The following is a 17331-nucleotide window of genomic DNA, read 5'->3' as shown; positions in this document are numbered from 1 at the left end:
GGGGCAGCCTGAACAGGCTGCCCCTTTTTTCATGCCGGCAGGAAACTTCCCTGCCGGTCAGGCTGGCTTAGTTTGCTGCCGGCGCTGGCGCAGCGGCGGGAACGTCCAGGGTGATCGCTTTCAAGCCCAGGATATTGCTGCTGTAGTGGCGGATCTTGTTGGCCAGGGCAGGGTCGTTGTTCAGCTTTTGGCCGTACGACGGCACCATTTCCACCATCTTCGCTTGCCATTCCGGTGTTGCCAGACGGCTCTTGAATGCCGTTTGCAGCACCTTGATCATGATCGGCGGCGCGGTCGAAGCGCCTGGCGATGCACCCAGCAGGGCGACGATGCTGCCATCGGCGGCGCCGACGACTTCCGTGCCGAACTGCAGCAAGCCGCCTTTGACAGGGTCATCCTTGACGATCTGCACGCGCTGGCCGGCGTTTTGCAAGGTCCAGTCTTCCATCTTGGCGTTCGGCAAGTATTCGCGCAGGGTTTTCAAACGGTCTTCCGGCGTGTTCATGACCTGTTCCACCAGGTATTTCGTCAACGGAATATTGTCATAGCCGGCTTGCAGCATCGGTTTCACGTTGCCCGTACCGATCGAGGCAGGCAAGTCGATCCACGAACCGTTTTTCAGGAACTTGGTCGAGAAGGTGGCAAACGGGCCAAACAGCAAGGCTTTCTTGCCATCGATGATGCGCGTGTCCAGATGCGGCACGGACATCGGCGGCGAACCGACGGACGCCTTGCCGTAGACCTTGGCCGCATGCGCCGCCACCAGTTCCGGATTGGTCGTCACCAGCCATTGGCCGCCCACCGGCACGCCGCCGTAGCCCTTGGCTTCAGGGATGCCCGATTTTTCCAGCAGCGGCAGCGAACCGCCGCCGGCGCCGATGAAGACGAACTTGGCGCGCATGGTCTTTTCCTTGCCTGCGTTCAAGTCTTTCACCGTCACGTTCCACACGCCATCGGCGCCGCGCTGGATGTTTTCCACCTGGTGGCGCAGGTGCAGGACCATGCCATGGCTGTCCGTCAGGTATTTCACGAGACCGCGCGTGAGGTTGCCGAAATTGACGTCGGTACCGATTTCCATGCGCGTCGCCGCCACTTTCTGGCCCTTGTCACGGCCTTGCATGACGAGCGGCGCCCATTGCTCGATCTGCGCCTGGTCTTCCGAGTACAGCATGCCCTTGAACAGGTTTTCCTTTTGCAGCGCGGCATAGCGCTTCTTCAAAAAGGCAATATTGTCGTCGCCCCAGACAAAGGCCATGTGCGGCACATTGTTGATGAAGGTTTGCGGCGCGCCTAGGTGCTTGTTGGCCACCTGATAGGCCCAGAATTGCTTGGAAATTTCGAATTGCTCGTTGATGGCAACGGCTTTCTTGGTCTCGATGCTGCCATCGGCCGCTTCCGGCGTGTAGTTCAGTTCGGCAAACGCCGAGTGGCCCGTGCCTGCGTTGTTCATCGCGTCCGAGCTTTCGGCGGCCACGGAATCGAGGCGCTCGACCATTTCCATCGTCAGCGACGGGTCGAGTTCCTTGAGCATGCTGCCCAGGGTGGCGCTCATGGTGCCGGCGCCGATCAGCAGCACGTCGACCGGTTTTTCGGACGAAGCCGGAGGGGTCTTGTTACATGCCGCCAGGATCAGGCACGACATCAAAAGTAATAGCGATTTACGCATACGTAACTCCGTTTATGAATACTGAAGGATGATTCTTGCGCGCCACCGTGGCGGCACCATCGCTGTATGAAATGCAAACAGCCAGCCAGCCGGAACGCCAGGGCGGCCGGACAGGTCAAGGTCGATGGTGATAGGCATGCTGCCGCGCTCCGGGATAAGCCAGGAGCAAGATCTGGTGGCAAAAGTGCGGGCAATGGAAACAGGGGAATGGCAATAAAATCGCCGCCATGTCCAGTGCAAATATCAAGAGCGGCGATTTTATCACCGTTATTTGGCGCCGCCGGGCCGTGGCGGTAGTGGATAATACTTACTGCAGGGTATTAAATTTCGGTGACTATCGGGTCATGAAAGCGGACGCCAGACGGCAAAAAGGGCATCCTCGATGCCCTTCGTTGACGTACGCGGTACAATGCCGGCTGCCCTTTAGCCATAGCCATTCAGCCATGTTCAACCCCTCTTCCGACGACGTGCGCCGCTTCTTTTGCGACACCTTGCGCAAGCACCGCGCTCATGAAATCCTCACGCCGATGGAAGCCATCGCGCTCGACTGGATCCTCGAACACCCCGAGTATGAAAACGAGCTCTCCGACGTCGAAGCGGCGCTGGCGCGCGACTACTCCGTCGAAGGGGGCCAGGCCAACCCGTTCCTGCACCTGTCCATGCATCTGTCGATCACGGAGCAGGTGCAGGTGGACCAGCCGCGCGGCATCCGCCCGGCCGTCCAGCAACTGACCCAGCGCCTCGATTCGGCCCATGCGGCCCAGCACGAAGTGATGGAATGCCTGGGCCAGATGATCTGGGCTTCACAGCGCTCGGGCTTGCCGCCGGATACTGAAGCCTACATCGACTGCGTCCGCAGGCGTTAACCGGGCCGCACCGCCTGCGGCTGCAGTACAGGCGCTTTCGGCGCCTTGTCCAGCAACCCCAGCACCACCTGCAGCGCCATGGCGATGGCGCCGCCGATGAAGACCACGTCGCCGAAAGTACGCACCCAGCGCAGGTTCTGCAGCAGCGGCTGCTGCATGAACGCTTCGCTGCGCGCATACCACAGGCCTTCCGTCACGCTGGCGTGGAACTGGATGATGCCTATCGGCAGCAAGCTGGTAAAGATCATCAGCACCAGGCCCACATTCAAGCCCCAGAACGCCGTCTTCATCAAGGCAGGGCTGAAACGGTAGTCGGGACGCAGATAGCGCAGCACCAGCAAGGTAAAGCCCAGCGCCAGGAAACCGTACACGCCGAACAGCGCCGCATGCGCATGCACGGGGGTCGTATTCAGGCCCTGGATATAGTACAGGGCCACGGGCGGGTTGATCATGAAGCCCAGCACGCCTGCGCCCAGCATGTTCCAGAAGGCGACGGCGACAAAGCACATCATGGGCCAGCGCAGGCTTTCCATCCATGGCGCGCGTTCCTTCAGGCGCCAGTTTTCCCACGCTTCATGGCCCAGCACGATCAGCGGCACCACTTCCAGCGCGCTGAAGCTCGCGCCGATGGCCATCACGGGCGTGGTGGTGCCGGCGAAGTACAGGTGGTGGAAGGTGCCGGGTATCCCGCCCAGCATGAACAGCGACGCCGACGCCAGGCTGGCCGCCGTAGCCATGCGCACCGACACCAGGCCCAGGGTCGAGAAGATGAAGGCCAGCGCCGTCGTGGCGAACACTTCGAAGAAACCCTCCACCCACAGGTGCACCACCCACCAGCGCCAGTACTCCATCACGGACAGGTGCGTGCGCTCGCCGTAGAACAGGCCGGCGCCATAGAACAGGCCGATGGCGCCCACGGATGCGGTCAACAGCGCCAGCAGGTTCTTGTCGCCGCCCGGCTTGCGCAGGGCCGGCACGACGCCGCGCAGCATCAGCACGAGCCACAACAGGATGCCGATGTATTTACCGATCTGCCACAAGCGTCCCAGGTCCACATACTCATAACCCTGGTGGCCCAGCCAGAAATTCCACTCGGGCGGCATCACTTGCGCGATGGCCAAGTAGTTGCCGATGAAGGAACCGACGACGACGGCGACGAGGGCCCAGAACAGCACGTCGACACCGAGGCGCTGCCACTTGGGATCCTTGCCGCCGTTGATCAGGGGCGCGAGGAACAGGCCGGCGGCCAGGAAGCCCGTGGCGATCCAGAACAGCGCGGCCTGGATGTGCCAGGTGCGCGTGAGCGCATACGGGAACCAGCGCGACACGTCGATGCCGTAGAACTGCTGCCCTTCCACCGTGTAGTGCGCCGTGAAGCCGCCGATGAAGACCTGGAAGATGAACAGCGCCACGACCAGGAACAGATATTTCCCCAGTCCCCGCTGCGAAGGCGTCAGCGCGAACGTGGTGAGCGGGTCGCGCGGACCGGCAGCCGGCAGCGCTTCGTCATGGTCGCGCAAGAAGGCCCAGCCCCAGACGAGGAAGCCCACGCCGGCCAGCAGCACCACCACGCTGGCAACCGACCAGACGAGGTTTTCGCCGCTGGGCTGGTTGCCGATCAGCGGTTCGTGCGGCCAGTTGTTCGTATAGGTCACTTTCTGGCCAGGGCGCTCGGTGGCGGCAGCCCACGCCGTCCAGAAGAAGAATTGCGTCATCTGCGCGCGCCGCTCGACGCTGGGCAGGGTGTTTTCCTTCATGGCGAAATGCTCGCGGCTTTTTTGCAGCGCCGGCGCGTCGGAGAACAGCTGGTCGTAATAGTACGCCGTGTTGGCGATCGCTTGCACGCGGCGCGGCGACAGGCGCAGCACTTGCGCATCATCGGTCCGGTTGCCCCGGTATTCGAGCTTGAGCGCTTCGCGCAGCGCCGCCTGTGCGGGGCCGTCGAGCGCCGCGTAGGCCTTGCCATGCTGCTCTTGCGCAGCCAGTTCCAGCCAGGCCGTCAGTTCGCGGTGCAGCCAGTCGGCCGTCCAGTCGGGCGCCTGGTAGGCGCCGTGGCCCCAGATGGAACCGAGCTGCATGCCGCCGACGGATTGCCAGGCCGTCTGGCCGTCGAGGATGCCCTCGCGGTCGAACAGCTGCCGGCCATCCTGCGCCAGCACTTGCGAGGGGATGGGCGGCGCCTGCCGGTACACTTCGGCGCCGTAGTAGCCGAGCAGCGAAAACGTCACGATCAGTACACCGATCAGGGTGAACCAGAGTTTTTTGTATTGCCCCATGGGTCTTTCCTTTGTCAGTGCACCACGGCCGGCGCAAAGCGCTCGAACAGGATATTGTTTTCAGTATGGATATGCGCCATCAGGTCTTCACGGAAGGTGCGCAAGCCCGTGTACAGCGCGCGCCAGGTGGTGCAGGCGCCGCCAGGTGCGGTGATATCGTTCGTCATTTCCTCCATCGCGCGCAAGGCCACGCCGTGGTCGTCGTGCTCCATGCGCATCACGTTGATGGGCGCGCCGGCCCGGGGGCCCTGGCCGCGCACGATCATGGGAAACAGCACGTCTTCTTCCTTGCGCATATGGCTTTCCAGCTCCTGCGCCATGGCCGACAGGTGTTCCGCCAGCCCGTGCGGACAGTCGGCACGGTCGCCATGCACCTGCTCGACCTTGCGTGCCAGGCGTATCAGCTCGGGCAGCTGCTCGCGGTGCACGGCGTGGTAGCGCGACAGGATATGTTCCACCAGTTCCGTGGCCGAAGCCTCCTGCCAGTCACGCTCGCCGCTGGCGTCAGCCCGCCCTGCCAGCAGTTGCAGTTCCTTGACGATGGGCGCCGTGTCCACGCCGGCCGCTTCGGCCGCCGCGCGCAGGGTCTTGTTGCCACCGCAGCAGAAATCCAGGCGGTGGGCATCGAACAGGCGCGTGGCGCCGGGGATGCGGCGGGCCAGTTGGCCCAGGGATAGCTCGATCATTTCCATAATGGTTCCTTGAGGATGAATAGGTAGATTTATTGCACCGCGCCCGCGTGGTAGACGCCGGGTACGGGTTCGCCAGTCACTTCCAGCACGCCCACGGCGCCCTTACCGGCGCGCGACAGCGCATGGTCGACCAGCAGATAGCTGCCCGGATGCTGTACCTTGAGTTCGACGATGGTCGCGCCGCCCGGCGCCACCAGGGTGGTCTGCACGTCGTGTTTCGGGCTGCTGATCGAGCCTTCGCTGTACACCTTGTCGAAGATCTCGCCGATGATGTGGAACGATGAAATCTTGTTCGGGCCGCCGACGCCGAAATAGATGCGCACCGTCTCGCCCACTTTCGCCTGCAGTTTGTGCGTCTTGCTCAGAGCACCCACTTCACCGTTGAAGACGTAGTAGTCGGGCAGTTCATTGGCCATTTTTTCCAGGTTCGCTTCCTGGTGTACGGGTGCGCCGTGCGGACGGCCCGTGTACATCTCGCCCTGCATGACGTAGTACTCGCGGTCGACCTTCGACAGGCCGCCTTCCGGTTCGACCAGGATCATGCCGTACATGCCGGCCGCGATATGCTGCGGCACCAGCGGCGTGGCGCAGTGGTACACGAACAGGCCCGGATTGAGCGCCTTGAAGGTGACGGTTTTTTCCTGCCCCGGCGCCACTTGCGTATGCTGTCCGCCGCCATGGCCGCCCGTCACGGCGTGCAGGTCGATCGAATGGATCATCTTGCTGTCCTTGGCGTTGAACAGGGTCAGTTCCACCGTGTCGCCCACCTTCGCGCGCAGCATGGGGCCGGGCACTTGCCGGTTGAATGTCCAGTAGGTAAAACTGGTGCCGTCATCGAGCTTGCCCGGCAATTCCACCGTCTCCATCCGGTATTTCAAGGTTTGCGGCGCACGCGCGCCGATGGCGGTTGGCACGGAGGCGGGATTGGCCGCCACGTTGACGGCCGATGGGTCGGGGCCGCGCATCGGCGACGGCGCGGGCGTGTACAGGGCCAGCGCGGCGGCCTGGCTCGATTCGCTGGCAGCGCTGCCGGCACCGGCAGCCTTCGGTGCACCGGCTTCGGCCAGCGAGGTGCCGCTCACTTCCAGCTTGCCTTCCATGCCGATCTGGCGGTGGCCGGGGATCGAGCAGTAATAGGTGAACGTGCCGGCGCGCGTGACCTTGAAGCGCACGGTGGTGCTGCCGCTATTGGCGCTGAACTTGGCGGATGCGACGTTCAGTTCCGGGATCAGCAGATCGTGCTCGGCGCCTTCGCCGCTTTTCAGCACCAGTTCCACCGTGTCGCCCACCTTGGCCGCCAGCACGGGGTTGACCTGGCCCTTGGCGTCGATGAACACCATCTTGCCGTCGACGATATTGGTTTGCAGTTCATAGCGCTTGACTGCGGCGGTAGCGGGTTTGACGGCGGTGGTGGCGGCGCTAGCCGGGAGGCTGGCCTGGGCTTGCACGGACAGGGGCATGGCCAGCACGCAGACGGCGGCGGCAATGGCGCGGAGGGAGGGAGTCGTTTTCATCAAGCTTTCCTTGGTCTTGTATGCCGGTTCGGCACTCTTACCTAGGCAAACCGTGTGCCAGGGAAAACTTGTTTTAAATCAACGATTTGAAAAATGCAGGGTCGGTATGACCCTCTTTGAGCGTGGTCCGTTGTACCCTGCATGGTACTTATGACCACCACCGCCATCCACCTGCTGCTGCTCACCGACCTGGTCGCCGACCTGCCCGTGGCCGTGCGCCTGCAGCGCCTCGTCGGCAGCCTGCGCGCGCACTTCGGCTGCGAAGCCGTGGCCTTGCTCAAGCTCGATGGCGAGCATTTGCGCCCCGTGGCGATGGCCGGCCTGGCCAGCGACGCGCTGGGACGCCGCTTCGCCGTCGCCGACCATCCGCGCCTGGCCGCCATCCTGCAGCGGCGCGGCGTGCTGTGCTTCCATCACGACAGCTCGCTGCCCGATCCCTACGATGGCCTGATCGCCGAGCGGGCCGGCGAGCCGCTGCCCGTGCACGACTGCATGGGCATGGCGCTGGACCTGGAAGGCGAACGCTGGGGCGTGATCACGCTCGACGCTCTGCAGGTGGGCACCTTCGATACGCAGGCGCAGCGCGACCTGGGCGAACTGGCCTGCGCCATCGAGGCAGCCGTGCGCGTGACCCGCCTGGAAACGGAAATCCGCGCCCTGCGCCTGTCGGGCGGCGCCCTGCTGGCCGATGCGCAGGCGCCGCGCGAGGAACACGATTTCGTCGGCCAGAGCGGCGCCATCACGCACTTGCTGCACGAATTGCAGGTGGTGGCCGATTCCGAGCTGCCCGTGCTGCTGCTGGGAGAAACAGGCGTGGGCAAGGAATTGTGCGCGCACCGCCTGCACCGCCTGTCGCGCCGCGCGGGCAAGCCCCTGATCCACGTCAATTGCGCGGCCTTGCCCGAGTCCCTGGCCGAAAGCGAATTATTCGGCCATGTGCGCGGTGCGTTTTCCGGCGCCGTCAGCGACCGGCCCGGGCGCTTCGAGGCGGCCGAAGGAGGGACCCTGTTTCTCGATGAAGTGGGTGAATTGCCATTGTCGATACAGGCCAAGCTGCTGCGCACCTTGCAAAATGGCGAAATCCAGCGCCTGGGCGCGGACCGGCCGCGCCGGGTCAACGTGCGCGTGATCGCCGCCACCAACCGCAGCTTGCGCGAACATGTGCGCGACGGCTCGTTCCGCGCCGACCTGTATCACCGTTTATCCGTGTATCCCGTGCCGATTCCGCCGCTGCGCGAGCGGGGCAATGACGTGCTGCTGCTGGCCGGCGGCTTCCTGGAACTGAACCGCGCGCGCCTGGGCTTGCGCAGCCTGCGCCTGTCCGCCGCGGCGGAAAACGCCTTGTGCCACTACCGCTGGCCGGGCAATGTGCGCGAACTGGAACATGTGATCAGCCGGGCCGCGCTGAAAGCCGTCATACGCGGCGCGGACCGCAAGGATATCGTGACCCTGGAAACGGATATGCTCGACCTCGATGCGCTGGAAGCGCCGGCCGGCACGGACGCGCTGCCGTTGGCGCCGGCCGCGTGCGGCACGCCGGCGGCACCGCTGCTATCGATGCATCAGATCGTGGAAGCGAGCCAGCGCCAGGCCGTCCGGCAAGCGCTGGTGCTGCATCAGGATAACTGGGCTGCTGCCGCGCGGCAGCTGGGGCTGGACGCCAGCAATCTGCATAAACTTGCTCGCCGGGTGGGGCTAAAAGCCTGAGCCGGCGTTACCGCTCAGCGGTGGGTCACCAGGCTGGTCGGCAAGCTGTGCAGATAGGCGGCCAGGTCCTTGATGTCCTGGTTGCTCAACGGTTTTACCTGGCCCGTCATGATGGCGTTGTTGCGGCCGTTGGCCTTGTCGCCCCGTTTATACGCGGTCAGCGCGTGTTCCAGGTAATCCTTGTGCTGGCCTGCCAGCTTCGGGTACGACGGGTCGATGGGCGAGCCGTAATCCTTGCCGTGGCAGGTGGCGCAGCTGTATTTTTCGGCCAGGGCCTTGCCCGTATTGATATTGCCTGCGGCGCTGGCGCCGAACGAGACGGTGGCGCAAACGAGGGCGGCGAGTAGTGTTTTCATCATCTGGCTGGTCCTCAGTTCGGCTTGGCTTGTTGCGCGTAATATGCGGCGACATCGGCGATATCCTGGTCCGACAGGCTGCTGGCGATGCCCTTCATGCTGGGGTGCTTGCGGTCGCCCTTCTTGTAGGCTTGCAGCGCATTCTCGATATATTTTGCCGGCTGGCCGCCGATCATCGGCACCTGGAATACTTCAGGGAAGGTTGCCTTGTAACCGGGGATGCCGTGGCAGCCGATACACATTTCCACCTTGGCAGGGGCTGCCTTGGCGTTTCCTACAATGTCAGCCGCTGTGACGGCATTTGCTATGCCGGCAAGCACGAGAAGTGCAAATATTTTTTTCATAGTGGCAATGTGAACAAAGGTAATCGGAGAAACGCCAGAGCTGGTTTTTATTGATTTTATGTGTTGACAATTAAGGTTGCCAATTAATCTGCTGCTTGCCGATTCTAGCCAAGATATTCTTGCAAGTCCACCTATAAAACCCGCATTGTAGGCAGGCAGGCACAGGCCGTCCGCGTGACGCTGCGCCACAGTTCTGTTTATACTCACCATTTCCCCACTTTGGCAGACCGCTCATGCAAGCACAGCACACCCAGCAAGGCCAACGCTTCGAAGGTTCCGACAGCTACGTCGCCACCGCCGACCTGAAACTGGCCGTGAATGCGGCGCTGACCCTGCAACGCCCGCTGCTGATCAAGGGCGAACCGGGCACGGGCAAGACCATGCTGGCCGAGGAAGTGGCCGCCGCGCTGAACATGCCGCTGATGCAATGGCATATCAAATCGACCACCAAGGCGCAGCAGGGCCTGTACGAATACGACGCCGTGTCGCGCCTGCGCGATTCGCAGCTGGGCGACGAGCGCGTGCGCGACATCCAGAACTACATCGTCAAGGGCGTGCTGTGGCAGGCGTTCACGGCGCCCGAACCGGTGGTGCTCCTGATCGACGAGATCGACAAGGCCGACATCGAATTCCCGAACGACTTGCTGCGCGAACTGGACCGCATGGAATTCTATGTGTACGAGACGCGCGAAATGGTCACGGCGCGCCACCGTCCGCTCGTCATCATCACCTCGAACAACGAGAAGGAATTGCCGGACGCCTTTTTGCGCCGCTGCTTCTTCCACTACATCAAATTCCCGGACAAGGACACGATGGAGCAGATCGTCGCCGTCCACTACCCGCACCTGAAACAGGAATTGCTGGCGCAGGCGCTGCAAACCTTCTATGAAGTGCGCGACGTGCCGGGACTAAAGAAAAAGCCGTCGACGTCGGAATTCCTCGACTGGCTGAAACTCCTGCTGGCCGAGGACATTCCCGCCGAAGCGTTACGCAGCAAGGACAACAAGGCCGTCGTGCCGCCGCTGCACGGCGCGCTGCTGAAAAACGAGCAGGATGTGCACCTGTTCGAGCGCCTGATGTTCATGTCGCGCACCAACCGTTAAGGAGCGCCGGTGAACGACATCAGCCCCGACAAAGTCTTCGTCCCCCTGGAACTGCACGGCATCCGCCTCGAAGCGCTGGCGCCGCACCATGCGGCCGGCCTGCGCGCGGCGGCCATGGATGGCGAACTGTGGAATCTGCGCGTCACCTCCGTGCCCGAGCCGGACCAGGTGGACCAGTACATTTTCAAGGGCATCGAGATGCGCCCCACGCGCTTCGCCTTTGCCGTCGTCGACGCGGCCAGCGGCGAGGTGCTCGGCACCACCAGCTACCACGACGTGGTGCCTGCCATCGGGCGCCTGGAAATCGGCTACACCTGGTATGCGAAGCGCTGCCAGCGCAGCCACGTCAACACCACCTGCAAATTGCTGCTGCTGACGCACGCCTTCGACACGCTCGGCTGCGCGCTGGTGGGCCTGCGCACCGATAATTTCAACCACGCCTCGCAGGCGGCCATCGAACGCCTGGGCGCGAAAAAGGATGGCGTGCTGCGCCACCATGCGCTGCGCCGCGACGGCACCGTGCGCGACACCGTCATGTACAGCATCACGCGCGGCGAGTGGCCCGAGATTGCCGCCCACCTGCGCTACAAGCTGGCGCAGCGCCCCATCGCCGCGCTGCCCCGCGCGGGAGAGCGGTCGCCATGCTGATCGATTTCTTCTTCACGCTCAAGGACGCGAAGATTCCCGTCTCGATCAAGGAATTTTTGACCTTGCTTGAGGCGCTGCAAAAGAACGTCATCGAAGCCTCGATGGATGATTTTTACTATCTGTCGCGCCTGACCCTGGTCAAGGATGAAGCCCATTTCGACAAGTTCGACCGCGCGTTTGCCCAGTATTTCAAGGGCGTCAACGCGGCCTTCGACACGAACGCGGCGATTCCGCTCGACTGGCTGCTGAAACGCATGCAGCGCGAGCTGTCCGAGGAGCAGAAGGCGCAGCTGGAAAAATTCGGCTACGACAAGCTGATGGATCGCCTGAACGAGCTGCTGAAGGAGCAGAAGGAGCGCCACGAAGGCGGCAGCAAGTGGATCGGCACGGGCGGCACGTCGCCGTTCGGCAATGGCGGCACGAATCCGGAAGGCATCCGCATCGGCGGCAAGGGCGGCAACCGCACGGCGGTGAAAGTGTGGGAAGCGCGCAGCTACAAGGATTACGACGGCGAGCGCGAACTGGGCACGCGCAACATCAAGGTGGCGCTGCGCCGCCTGCGCAAGTTCGCGCGCGAAGGGGCGGAAGACGAACTGGCGCTGGACGCCACCATCGCCGCCACGGCGAACAACGCGGGCTACCTCGACATCAGGATGCGGCCCGAGCGCAAGAACCGCATCAAGGTGCTGATGCTGTTGGACGTGGGCGGCAGCATGGATGACCATATCGAGCGCACCGAGGAACTGTTTTCGGCGGCGAAGACGGAATTCAAGAACATGGAGTTCTTTTACTTCCATAACTGCGTCTACGACTACCTGTGGAAGAACAACCGGCGCCGCAACGCCGAGCGTTTTCCCACCTGGGACGTGCTGCGCAAATACCCGCCCGACACCAAGCTGATCTTCGTCGGCGACGCCACCATGAGCCCTTACGAAATCCTGCAGCCGGGCGGCAGCGTCGAATACAACAACGAGGAAGCGGGATCGACGTGGCTGGCGCGCTTTACCCAGGCGTTCCCGAAATTCATCTGGCTCAATCCGGAATCGGAAGGCTTGTGGCAATACCGCCAGTCCATCGGCGTGATGCGGCAGTTGATGAACAACCGCATGTTCCCCCTGTCGATCGACGGGCTGGAGCGGGGCATGCGCCTGCTCAGTAAATAAAAGCGCCTAACAAAAAGTCCATGGCGGCAGGGGGCCGCCATGCCGTACACTGCGACACGGCACTACCGTGCGGAGCATCTCCGCCGCGGGCGGGTACCATACGCTGATACCAGCCCTGCCCTACCCTGCTGCATCCTGTGCGCGGCCGCCATGGCCGCGACACTGTTCGATTGCGCACATCGTGCGCGCCTTCTGCTCCGGTAGAATCGGCGCATCGCTCTGCGCAAACAATGCACCATCGCTGCACCACGACATAGCCGCGCCAGCCCCCGTGCTGCCGGCCGGTGCCAGCGCCATTTTCAAAGGAATGAGCATGCAAAGTCTGATCTCGATCGCCGCCGACCTGTCCTGGCCGTTCGCCATTACCCTGGCCTGGGTGGTGGGCGAATTCGGCCACCGCTGGACGGGCCTGCCGCGCATCAGTTTTTACGGCGTGATCGGCTTCGTCCTCGCGCAAACGCAGGTCGGCATCCTGCCGCAGACGGACGCCGGCCCCATGCTGGTGCTGGCCGATGTGGCCTTCGGCCTGATCCTGTTCGAGGTGGGCTACCGCATCAACCTGCGCTGGCTGAAGAACAATCCGTGGATCGCCGTCACGGGCCTGGTCGAATCCCTTCTGACCTTTGCCGTCGTCTACTTCATCGGCATCGAATTCGGCAGCACCTCGATGACGGCGCTGCTGCTGGCATCGCTGGCCATGTCCACCTCCCCGGCCACCATCATGCGCGTCATCAACGAGGAACGCAGCTCGGGCCAGGTCACGGAACGCATCGTCCACCTCACGGCCTTGAATTGCGTGCTGGCTGTCTTCACGTTCAACATCATCGTCGGCTTCTGGATGTTCCAGAGTTCCACCGATTTGATCGAGGCGAGCAGCAGTAGCGCCGCCGTGCTGGCCGCCTCGGTGGCCGCTGGCACCGTCTTCGGCATCGTCGTGCCGGCCATGCTGCGCCGCCTGGGCAACATGGCGCAGGACGCCACCGTGGCGTTCGCGCTGTCGGTGATGCTGCTCGTCGCCCTGACCTACACCACCAGCCTGTCGCCGCTGCTGGCCACGCTCACCTTCGGCCTGGTGGCGCGCCACCGCAGGGTGGCCTTCAGCCAGGCGCAGCGCAATTTCGGCGCCATGGGCGAGCTGCTGACGGTGCTGCTGTTCGTGTATGCCGCCTCGACCCTGGAGTGGGCCAGCGTGACGGCCGGCGCGGGCCTGGCCCTGGCCGTCGTCGGCGGACGCTTGCTGACGAAGGTCGCCGGCGTGGCCGCGTTTTCGCACGTCAGCGGCATTTCCTGGCGCAAGGGCGTGCTGACGGGCGTGGCGCTGACGCCCGTTTCCGTCTTCATCATCCTGCTGCTCGAACACGCGCGCCAGCACGGCGTGAACTTCGGCGACGAATTGAACGCCCTGGCCGCCGTCACCCTGGGCCTGGAACTGGTCGGCCCCGTGCTGGTGCAGCGCGTGCTGATGCTGGCCAAAGAAACCCACGAAATCAAGGAGCGCTAAATGCCGCTGGAACCCTTTGGCCAATCGGCCGCGCTGACCTTCGGCGTCGAACTCGAACTGCAACTGGTGAACCTGTCGGACTACGACTTGACGGCCGCCAGTCCCGACCTGCTGCATCTGCTGAATAAAAAGCCGTTCCCCGGCAACGTCACGCCGGAAATCACCGAGAGCATGATCGAGATCAACTCGAGCGTGCACACGCATCACGGCCCTTTGCTGGAGCAGTTGCAGGAAATCCGCGACACCCTGATCACGGCCGGCGACAAGCTCAATATCGGCATCGCGGGCGGCGGCACGCATCCGTTCCAGCAATGGTCCTCGCAAAAGATCTTTTCCAAGCCCCGCTTCCAGGAAATCTCGGAACTGTACGGCTACCTGGCCAAGCAGTTCACCATCTTCGGCCAGCACGTGCACATCGGCTGCGCCTCGGGCGATGACGCCATGTTCCTGCTGCATTCGCTGAACCGCTACATCCCCCACTTCATCGCCCTGTCGGCGTCCTCGCCCTACGTGCAGGGGCGCGACACCCTGTTCGATTCGGCCCGCCTGAACTCCGTGTTCGCGTTTCCCATGAGCGGGCGCGCGCCATTCACCCTGAGCTGGGACCAGTTCTCCAACGAGTATTTCGCCAAGATGGAGAACACGGGCATCATCAAGAGCATGAAGGATTTTTACTGGGATATCCGTCCCAAGCCGGAATTCGGCACCATCGAACTGCGCGTGTGCGACACGCCACTGACGGTGGAACGGGCCGCCGCGCTGGCCGCCTATCTGCAGGCGCTATGCCGCTACCTGCTCGAACGACGCGAAACCCCGCCGGTGGAAGACGATTACCTCGTGTATAACTACAACCGCTTCCAGGCTTGCCGCTTCGGCCTCGATGGCGCCATCACGCATCCGAAAACCTACGAAACGATGTCGCTGCGCGAAGACATCATGACCACCCTGCGCAAGATGGAGCCGCACGCCGAGGCGCTGGGCAGCACGCCAGCCCTGAAACACCTGTCAGACGTAGCCAAGCAATGGAGCGACGCGCAATACCTGCGCAAGCAGCGCAATGTGCAGGGCAGCGCCGAGGGCATGGTCGATTCGGCGATCCGCTGCTTCCGGGGCGAGCCGATGAACTACTGACGCAGCCCAAGCGTAATCCGACTGGCGCCGTCAACAGTGTTGTCGGATTACGGTCCTTCGGACCTAATCCGACCTACCCGCTTTTACCCCGACAACGCATGAATTACTGATGTTGCTCCCTCTGGAACCGTAATCCGACAACATTGCGAGCGCGGGATAAAAGAACATGACGGGCCTGGGCCTGTTCCAGACGGGCTTTTACGGCGAACCGCGCAATGTCATGCTGACCGTGCGCACGAAGTTTTAATCAGCTGCCATACAGCGCCAGCGCCCAAGCTGGCGGACGCAATTCCAGCGCCAGGGACAGGTAAGCGGGATCGAAGCGCGCCGCCAGCAAATACACATTGGCGGCGCCCTTCGGTTCCCAATTCCCCGTAAAGCCCTTTTCGCCGGCCGCCACGCGCTTGCGATCGAAGGGTACGGCGCTTTTCGCGAATTCCTCGTGCGTCTTTTTGCCCTGCGCATACGGCGCCAGCCAGGCCAGCGCCTCGGCCAGGCGCCGCGCTTCAGGCGCGCCATACCAGTCGTCGCCATGCGCCTGCGCCATCAGGGCCGTCGTCAGCAGCGGCTCCAGGCTGTAGGTGGTGTAGTGCATGGCGTCGCGCTGCTCGAAGTCGAACGGCACGCCACCGGCGCCGATATTGCGCGGCACATGCGCCAGGAAGCGCTCCTTCGCGCGCGCGATCAGCAAGGCGTCGCCGGTGACATACGCGGCGGCCGTACCGATCTTGATGCGGTGACTGTGCCAGTTATTGCGCGCCGTGGACGGGCCGCCCACCTTGATGGGATCACTCAGATAGCCGTTCGCCAGGGTGCGGCAAAACGCCTGCACCTGCTCGCGTTCGGCGCCGTTCAAGCGTTCCTGGACCAGGTCAAAGCCCATCAGCAAGCTGGCCAGCTCCGTCTCGTCGACGGGACTGAACGAGGGCTGATAACTGCCGCTCCAGGCCAGCAGCAGCTGGCGCGCCGCCTCGAAATGCGCCATCTCGCCCGACAGACGCCAGGCCAGGGCCTGCAAGCGCGCCTGGCGCCAGTCTTCCTGCGCCTTCTGGCTGGTTTCGCGTCCGCCCTCTCCCTTCAGCAAGCCGCCCGTGCGCACTTCGGCCATCAGGTGCACGGGCCGCGCCGCATCCTTGCGCGCCGCCTTGAGCACCTGTTCGGCAATGGCCGGCGCCACCTGCGCCTTGAGCGTGCGGGCCCGCGCGGCGGAGGTCAGCGCAAACGGCAGCGGGCCGTCGTGCGGGCGCGGCGCCGCGCGCAAGCCCGCCAGGGGCAGCGCCAGCAGGCCGGCCAGCAGCGTGCGCCGGCGGATCAGGTGCGCACTCAAAACCGCGTCTCCCGCGCCGCGCGCAAAAAGTTATCGAGGATGGGCGTGCAATCGAGCAGTTCGACGCCGCCCGCCGAATGGAATTCCGGGTGCCACTGCAAGCCCATGACGAAGCGCGCCCGCTGGTAGCGGATGGCTTCGACGATGTTGTCCCCTTGCGAATACGCTTCCACGGTGACGTCGCGCCCCAGGTCCTTGACCGACTGGTGGTGGATGGAATTGACGAGCGCCTCGCCCGCCTTCGGGAACATGCCCGCCAGCGACGAGCCTTTCGGGAAGACGATGGTGTGGCGGTGACGGTCATACAGGTCGTTGACGTGCGAGGTGGCGCCTTCCACGTCCGAGGCGATGTCCTGGTACAGGGTGCCGCCAAAGCCCACGTTGATCAGTTGGCAGCCGCGGCATATACCCAGCACGGGTTTGCCCGCGTCGACGAATTCGTGCAGCAGTTCCAGTTCGTACAGGTCGCGCGCGCGGTCGCCGTTCCATTCGGGCCGCGTGGCAGCCTCGGAATACGTCTGCGGCGAGACGTCGGCGCCGCCCTGCAGCACCAGGCCATCGAGGTGGCGCGCATAGTGGCGCAGGGTGATGTTACTCGGATGTAGCTGGCCGCTGGTATTGACCGTCGGGATCATGAATACCAGCACGTCGCGCGACATGACCCACTGCGCGATCGACTCTTCCAGGTATTGCAGGTTCTTGCTGCGCAGGCCAGTGGCGCCAGGCTCGGGGTGGAAAATGCGCGCCGAGATGCCGATGCGCAGGGTGCGCCGCATGAAATCGCGGCTGGCCTTGTCGCGCATGGAACGGTAGCGCGACGAGATAACCCGCCAGGCCAGCGCCAGCGGCGTGTCGTTATCCTTCAGGTAGCGGGGGGCGGCGTCGCGCGCGCGGTGCTCGTCATCGGGCGCCCGGCGGCCCACCCGGTCGGGCCGCGCCGGTGCCGGCTCTGGCGCCGCTTGATCGGTGGACGGGGGCTGCTGGGGATCTTTTTCGTCTGACATGGCGGGGCTGACTGAAAGCGGAGAACGGTTTCA

General features: G+C 63.6%; 15 protein-coding genes. 7 read left to right on the top strand and 8 right to left on the bottom strand.

What is annotated here, in order from left to right; all coding sequences use genetic code 11:
• Nucleotides 1-67 precede the first annotated feature (67 nt).
• Nucleotides 68-1666 (bottom strand): malate dehydrogenase (quinone), encoded by a 1599-nt coding sequence (gene mqo / locus ASN89_RS03455; RefSeq protein WP_058048284.1) that lies wholly within the window; start codon nucleotides 1664-1666, stop codon nucleotides 68-70.
• A gap of 443 nt (nucleotides 1667-2109) precedes the next feature.
• On the opposite strand from mqo, the gene ASN89_RS03450 reads away from it, so the two are divergent.
• Complete coding sequence (locus ASN89_RS03450) at nucleotides 2110-2532, top strand: DUF1841 family protein (protein WP_034746547.1); 423 nt, start codon at nucleotides 2110-2112, stop codon at nucleotides 2530-2532.
• On the opposite strand, the gene ASN89_RS03445 is transcribed toward ASN89_RS03450, so the two are convergent.
• The 3 genes from ASN89_RS03445 to nirK are packed head-to-tail and all read right to left on the bottom strand — an operon-like array spanning nucleotide 2529 to nucleotide 7014.
• A complete protein-coding gene (locus ASN89_RS03445; RefSeq protein ID WP_058048283.1) occupies nucleotides 2529-4808 on the bottom strand; it encodes a nitric-oxide reductase large subunit in 2280 nt (759 codons plus the stop codon). The two genes, ASN89_RS03450 and ASN89_RS03445, sit on opposite strands and share 4 nt — an antisense overlap.
• Nucleotides 4809-4822: 14 nt before the next feature.
• Complete coding sequence (ytfE, locus tag ASN89_RS03440; RefSeq protein WP_058048282.1) at nucleotides 4823-5500, bottom strand: iron-sulfur cluster repair protein YtfE; 678 nt, start codon at nucleotides 5498-5500, stop codon at nucleotides 4823-4825.
• A gap of 29 nt (nucleotides 5501-5529) precedes the next feature.
• On the bottom strand, nucleotides 5530-7014 hold the full coding sequence (nirK, locus tag ASN89_RS03435) for a copper-containing nitrite reductase (RefSeq protein WP_058048281.1): 1485 nt from the start codon (nucleotides 7012-7014) through the stop codon (nucleotides 5530-5532).
• Between the two features lie 150 nt (nucleotides 7015-7164).
• Here nirK and norR point away from each other — a divergent pair, with 150 nt between their 5' ends.
• Complete coding sequence (gene norR / locus ASN89_RS03430; protein ID WP_058048280.1) at nucleotides 7165-8721, top strand: nitric oxide reductase transcriptional regulator NorR; 1557 nt, start codon at nucleotides 7165-7167, stop codon at nucleotides 8719-8721.
• Between the two features lie 14 nt (nucleotides 8722-8735).
• On the opposite strand, the gene ASN89_RS03425 is transcribed toward norR, so the two are convergent.
• Nucleotides 8736-9077, bottom strand: coding sequence for a c-type cytochrome (locus tag ASN89_RS03425; RefSeq protein ID WP_046684637.1), 342 nt, complete (start codon nucleotides 9075-9077; stop codon nucleotides 8736-8738).
• Nucleotides 9078-9091: 14 nt separating this feature from the next.
• Entirely contained in the window at nucleotides 9092-9421 is a 330-nt protein-coding gene (locus ASN89_RS03420; protein ID WP_046684254.1) for a c-type cytochrome, read from the bottom strand.
• Nucleotides 9422-9654: 233 nt separating this feature from the next.
• Between ASN89_RS03420 and ASN89_RS03415 the strand changes: the two genes are divergently transcribed.
• From ASN89_RS03415 to ASN89_RS03390, 5 genes are all read left to right on the top strand, one after another.
• Nucleotides 9655-10524, top strand: a complete 870-nt coding sequence (locus ASN89_RS03415; RefSeq protein WP_034746522.1) for an AAA family ATPase — start codon at nucleotides 9655-9657, stop codon at nucleotides 10522-10524.
• A 9-nt stretch (nucleotides 10525-10533) separates the two neighbouring features.
• Nucleotides 10534-11172: a GNAT family N-acetyltransferase gene (locus ASN89_RS03410; protein ID WP_058048279.1), complete on the top strand. Its 639-nt coding sequence runs from the start codon at nucleotides 10534-10536 to the stop codon at nucleotides 11170-11172.
• Entirely contained in the window at nucleotides 11166-12335 is a 1170-nt protein-coding gene (locus ASN89_RS03405) for a vWA domain-containing protein (protein WP_058048278.1), read from the top strand. The genes ASN89_RS03410 and ASN89_RS03405 overlap by 7 nt, the downstream gene beginning before the upstream one ends.
• Before the next feature lie 313 nt (nucleotides 12336-12648).
• A complete protein-coding gene (locus ASN89_RS03395) occupies nucleotides 12649-13836 on the top strand; it encodes a cation:proton antiporter (protein ID WP_058048277.1) in 1188 nt (395 codons plus the stop codon).
• Nucleotides 13837-14967, top strand: a complete 1131-nt coding sequence (locus ASN89_RS03390; RefSeq protein ID WP_046684257.1) for a YbdK family carboxylate-amine ligase — start codon at nucleotides 13837-13839, stop codon at nucleotides 14965-14967.
• Nucleotides 14968-15214: 247 nt separating this feature from the next.
• Here the strand turns inward: ASN89_RS03390 and ASN89_RS03385 are convergent, their stop codons facing one another.
• Both ASN89_RS03385 and ASN89_RS03380 read right to left on the bottom strand, forming a co-directional pair.
• The gene (locus ASN89_RS03385; protein ID WP_058048276.1) at nucleotides 15215-16294 is read right to left on the bottom strand and encodes an alginate lyase family protein; all 1080 of its coding nucleotides are present in this window, start codon (nucleotides 16292-16294) and stop codon (nucleotides 15215-15217) included.
• Nucleotides 16291-17298, bottom strand: coding sequence for a gamma-glutamyl-gamma-aminobutyrate hydrolase family protein (locus ASN89_RS03380; RefSeq protein ID WP_200968961.1), 1008 nt, complete (start codon nucleotides 17296-17298; stop codon nucleotides 16291-16293). Before ASN89_RS03380 ends, ASN89_RS03385 begins: the two co-directional genes overlap by 4 nt.
• Nucleotides 17299-17331: the final 33 nt, after the last annotated feature.

The sequence above is a fragment of the Janthinobacterium sp. Ant5-2-1 genome, assembly GCF_001445815.1.
In the GTDB taxonomy this organism is placed as follows: Bacteria; Pseudomonadota; Gammaproteobacteria; order Burkholderiales; family Burkholderiaceae_D; genus Janthinobacterium; species Janthinobacterium lividum_E.
Note: the sequence above shows the minus strand (reverse complement) of the source record. Positions and strands in the feature narration are given on the sequence as shown.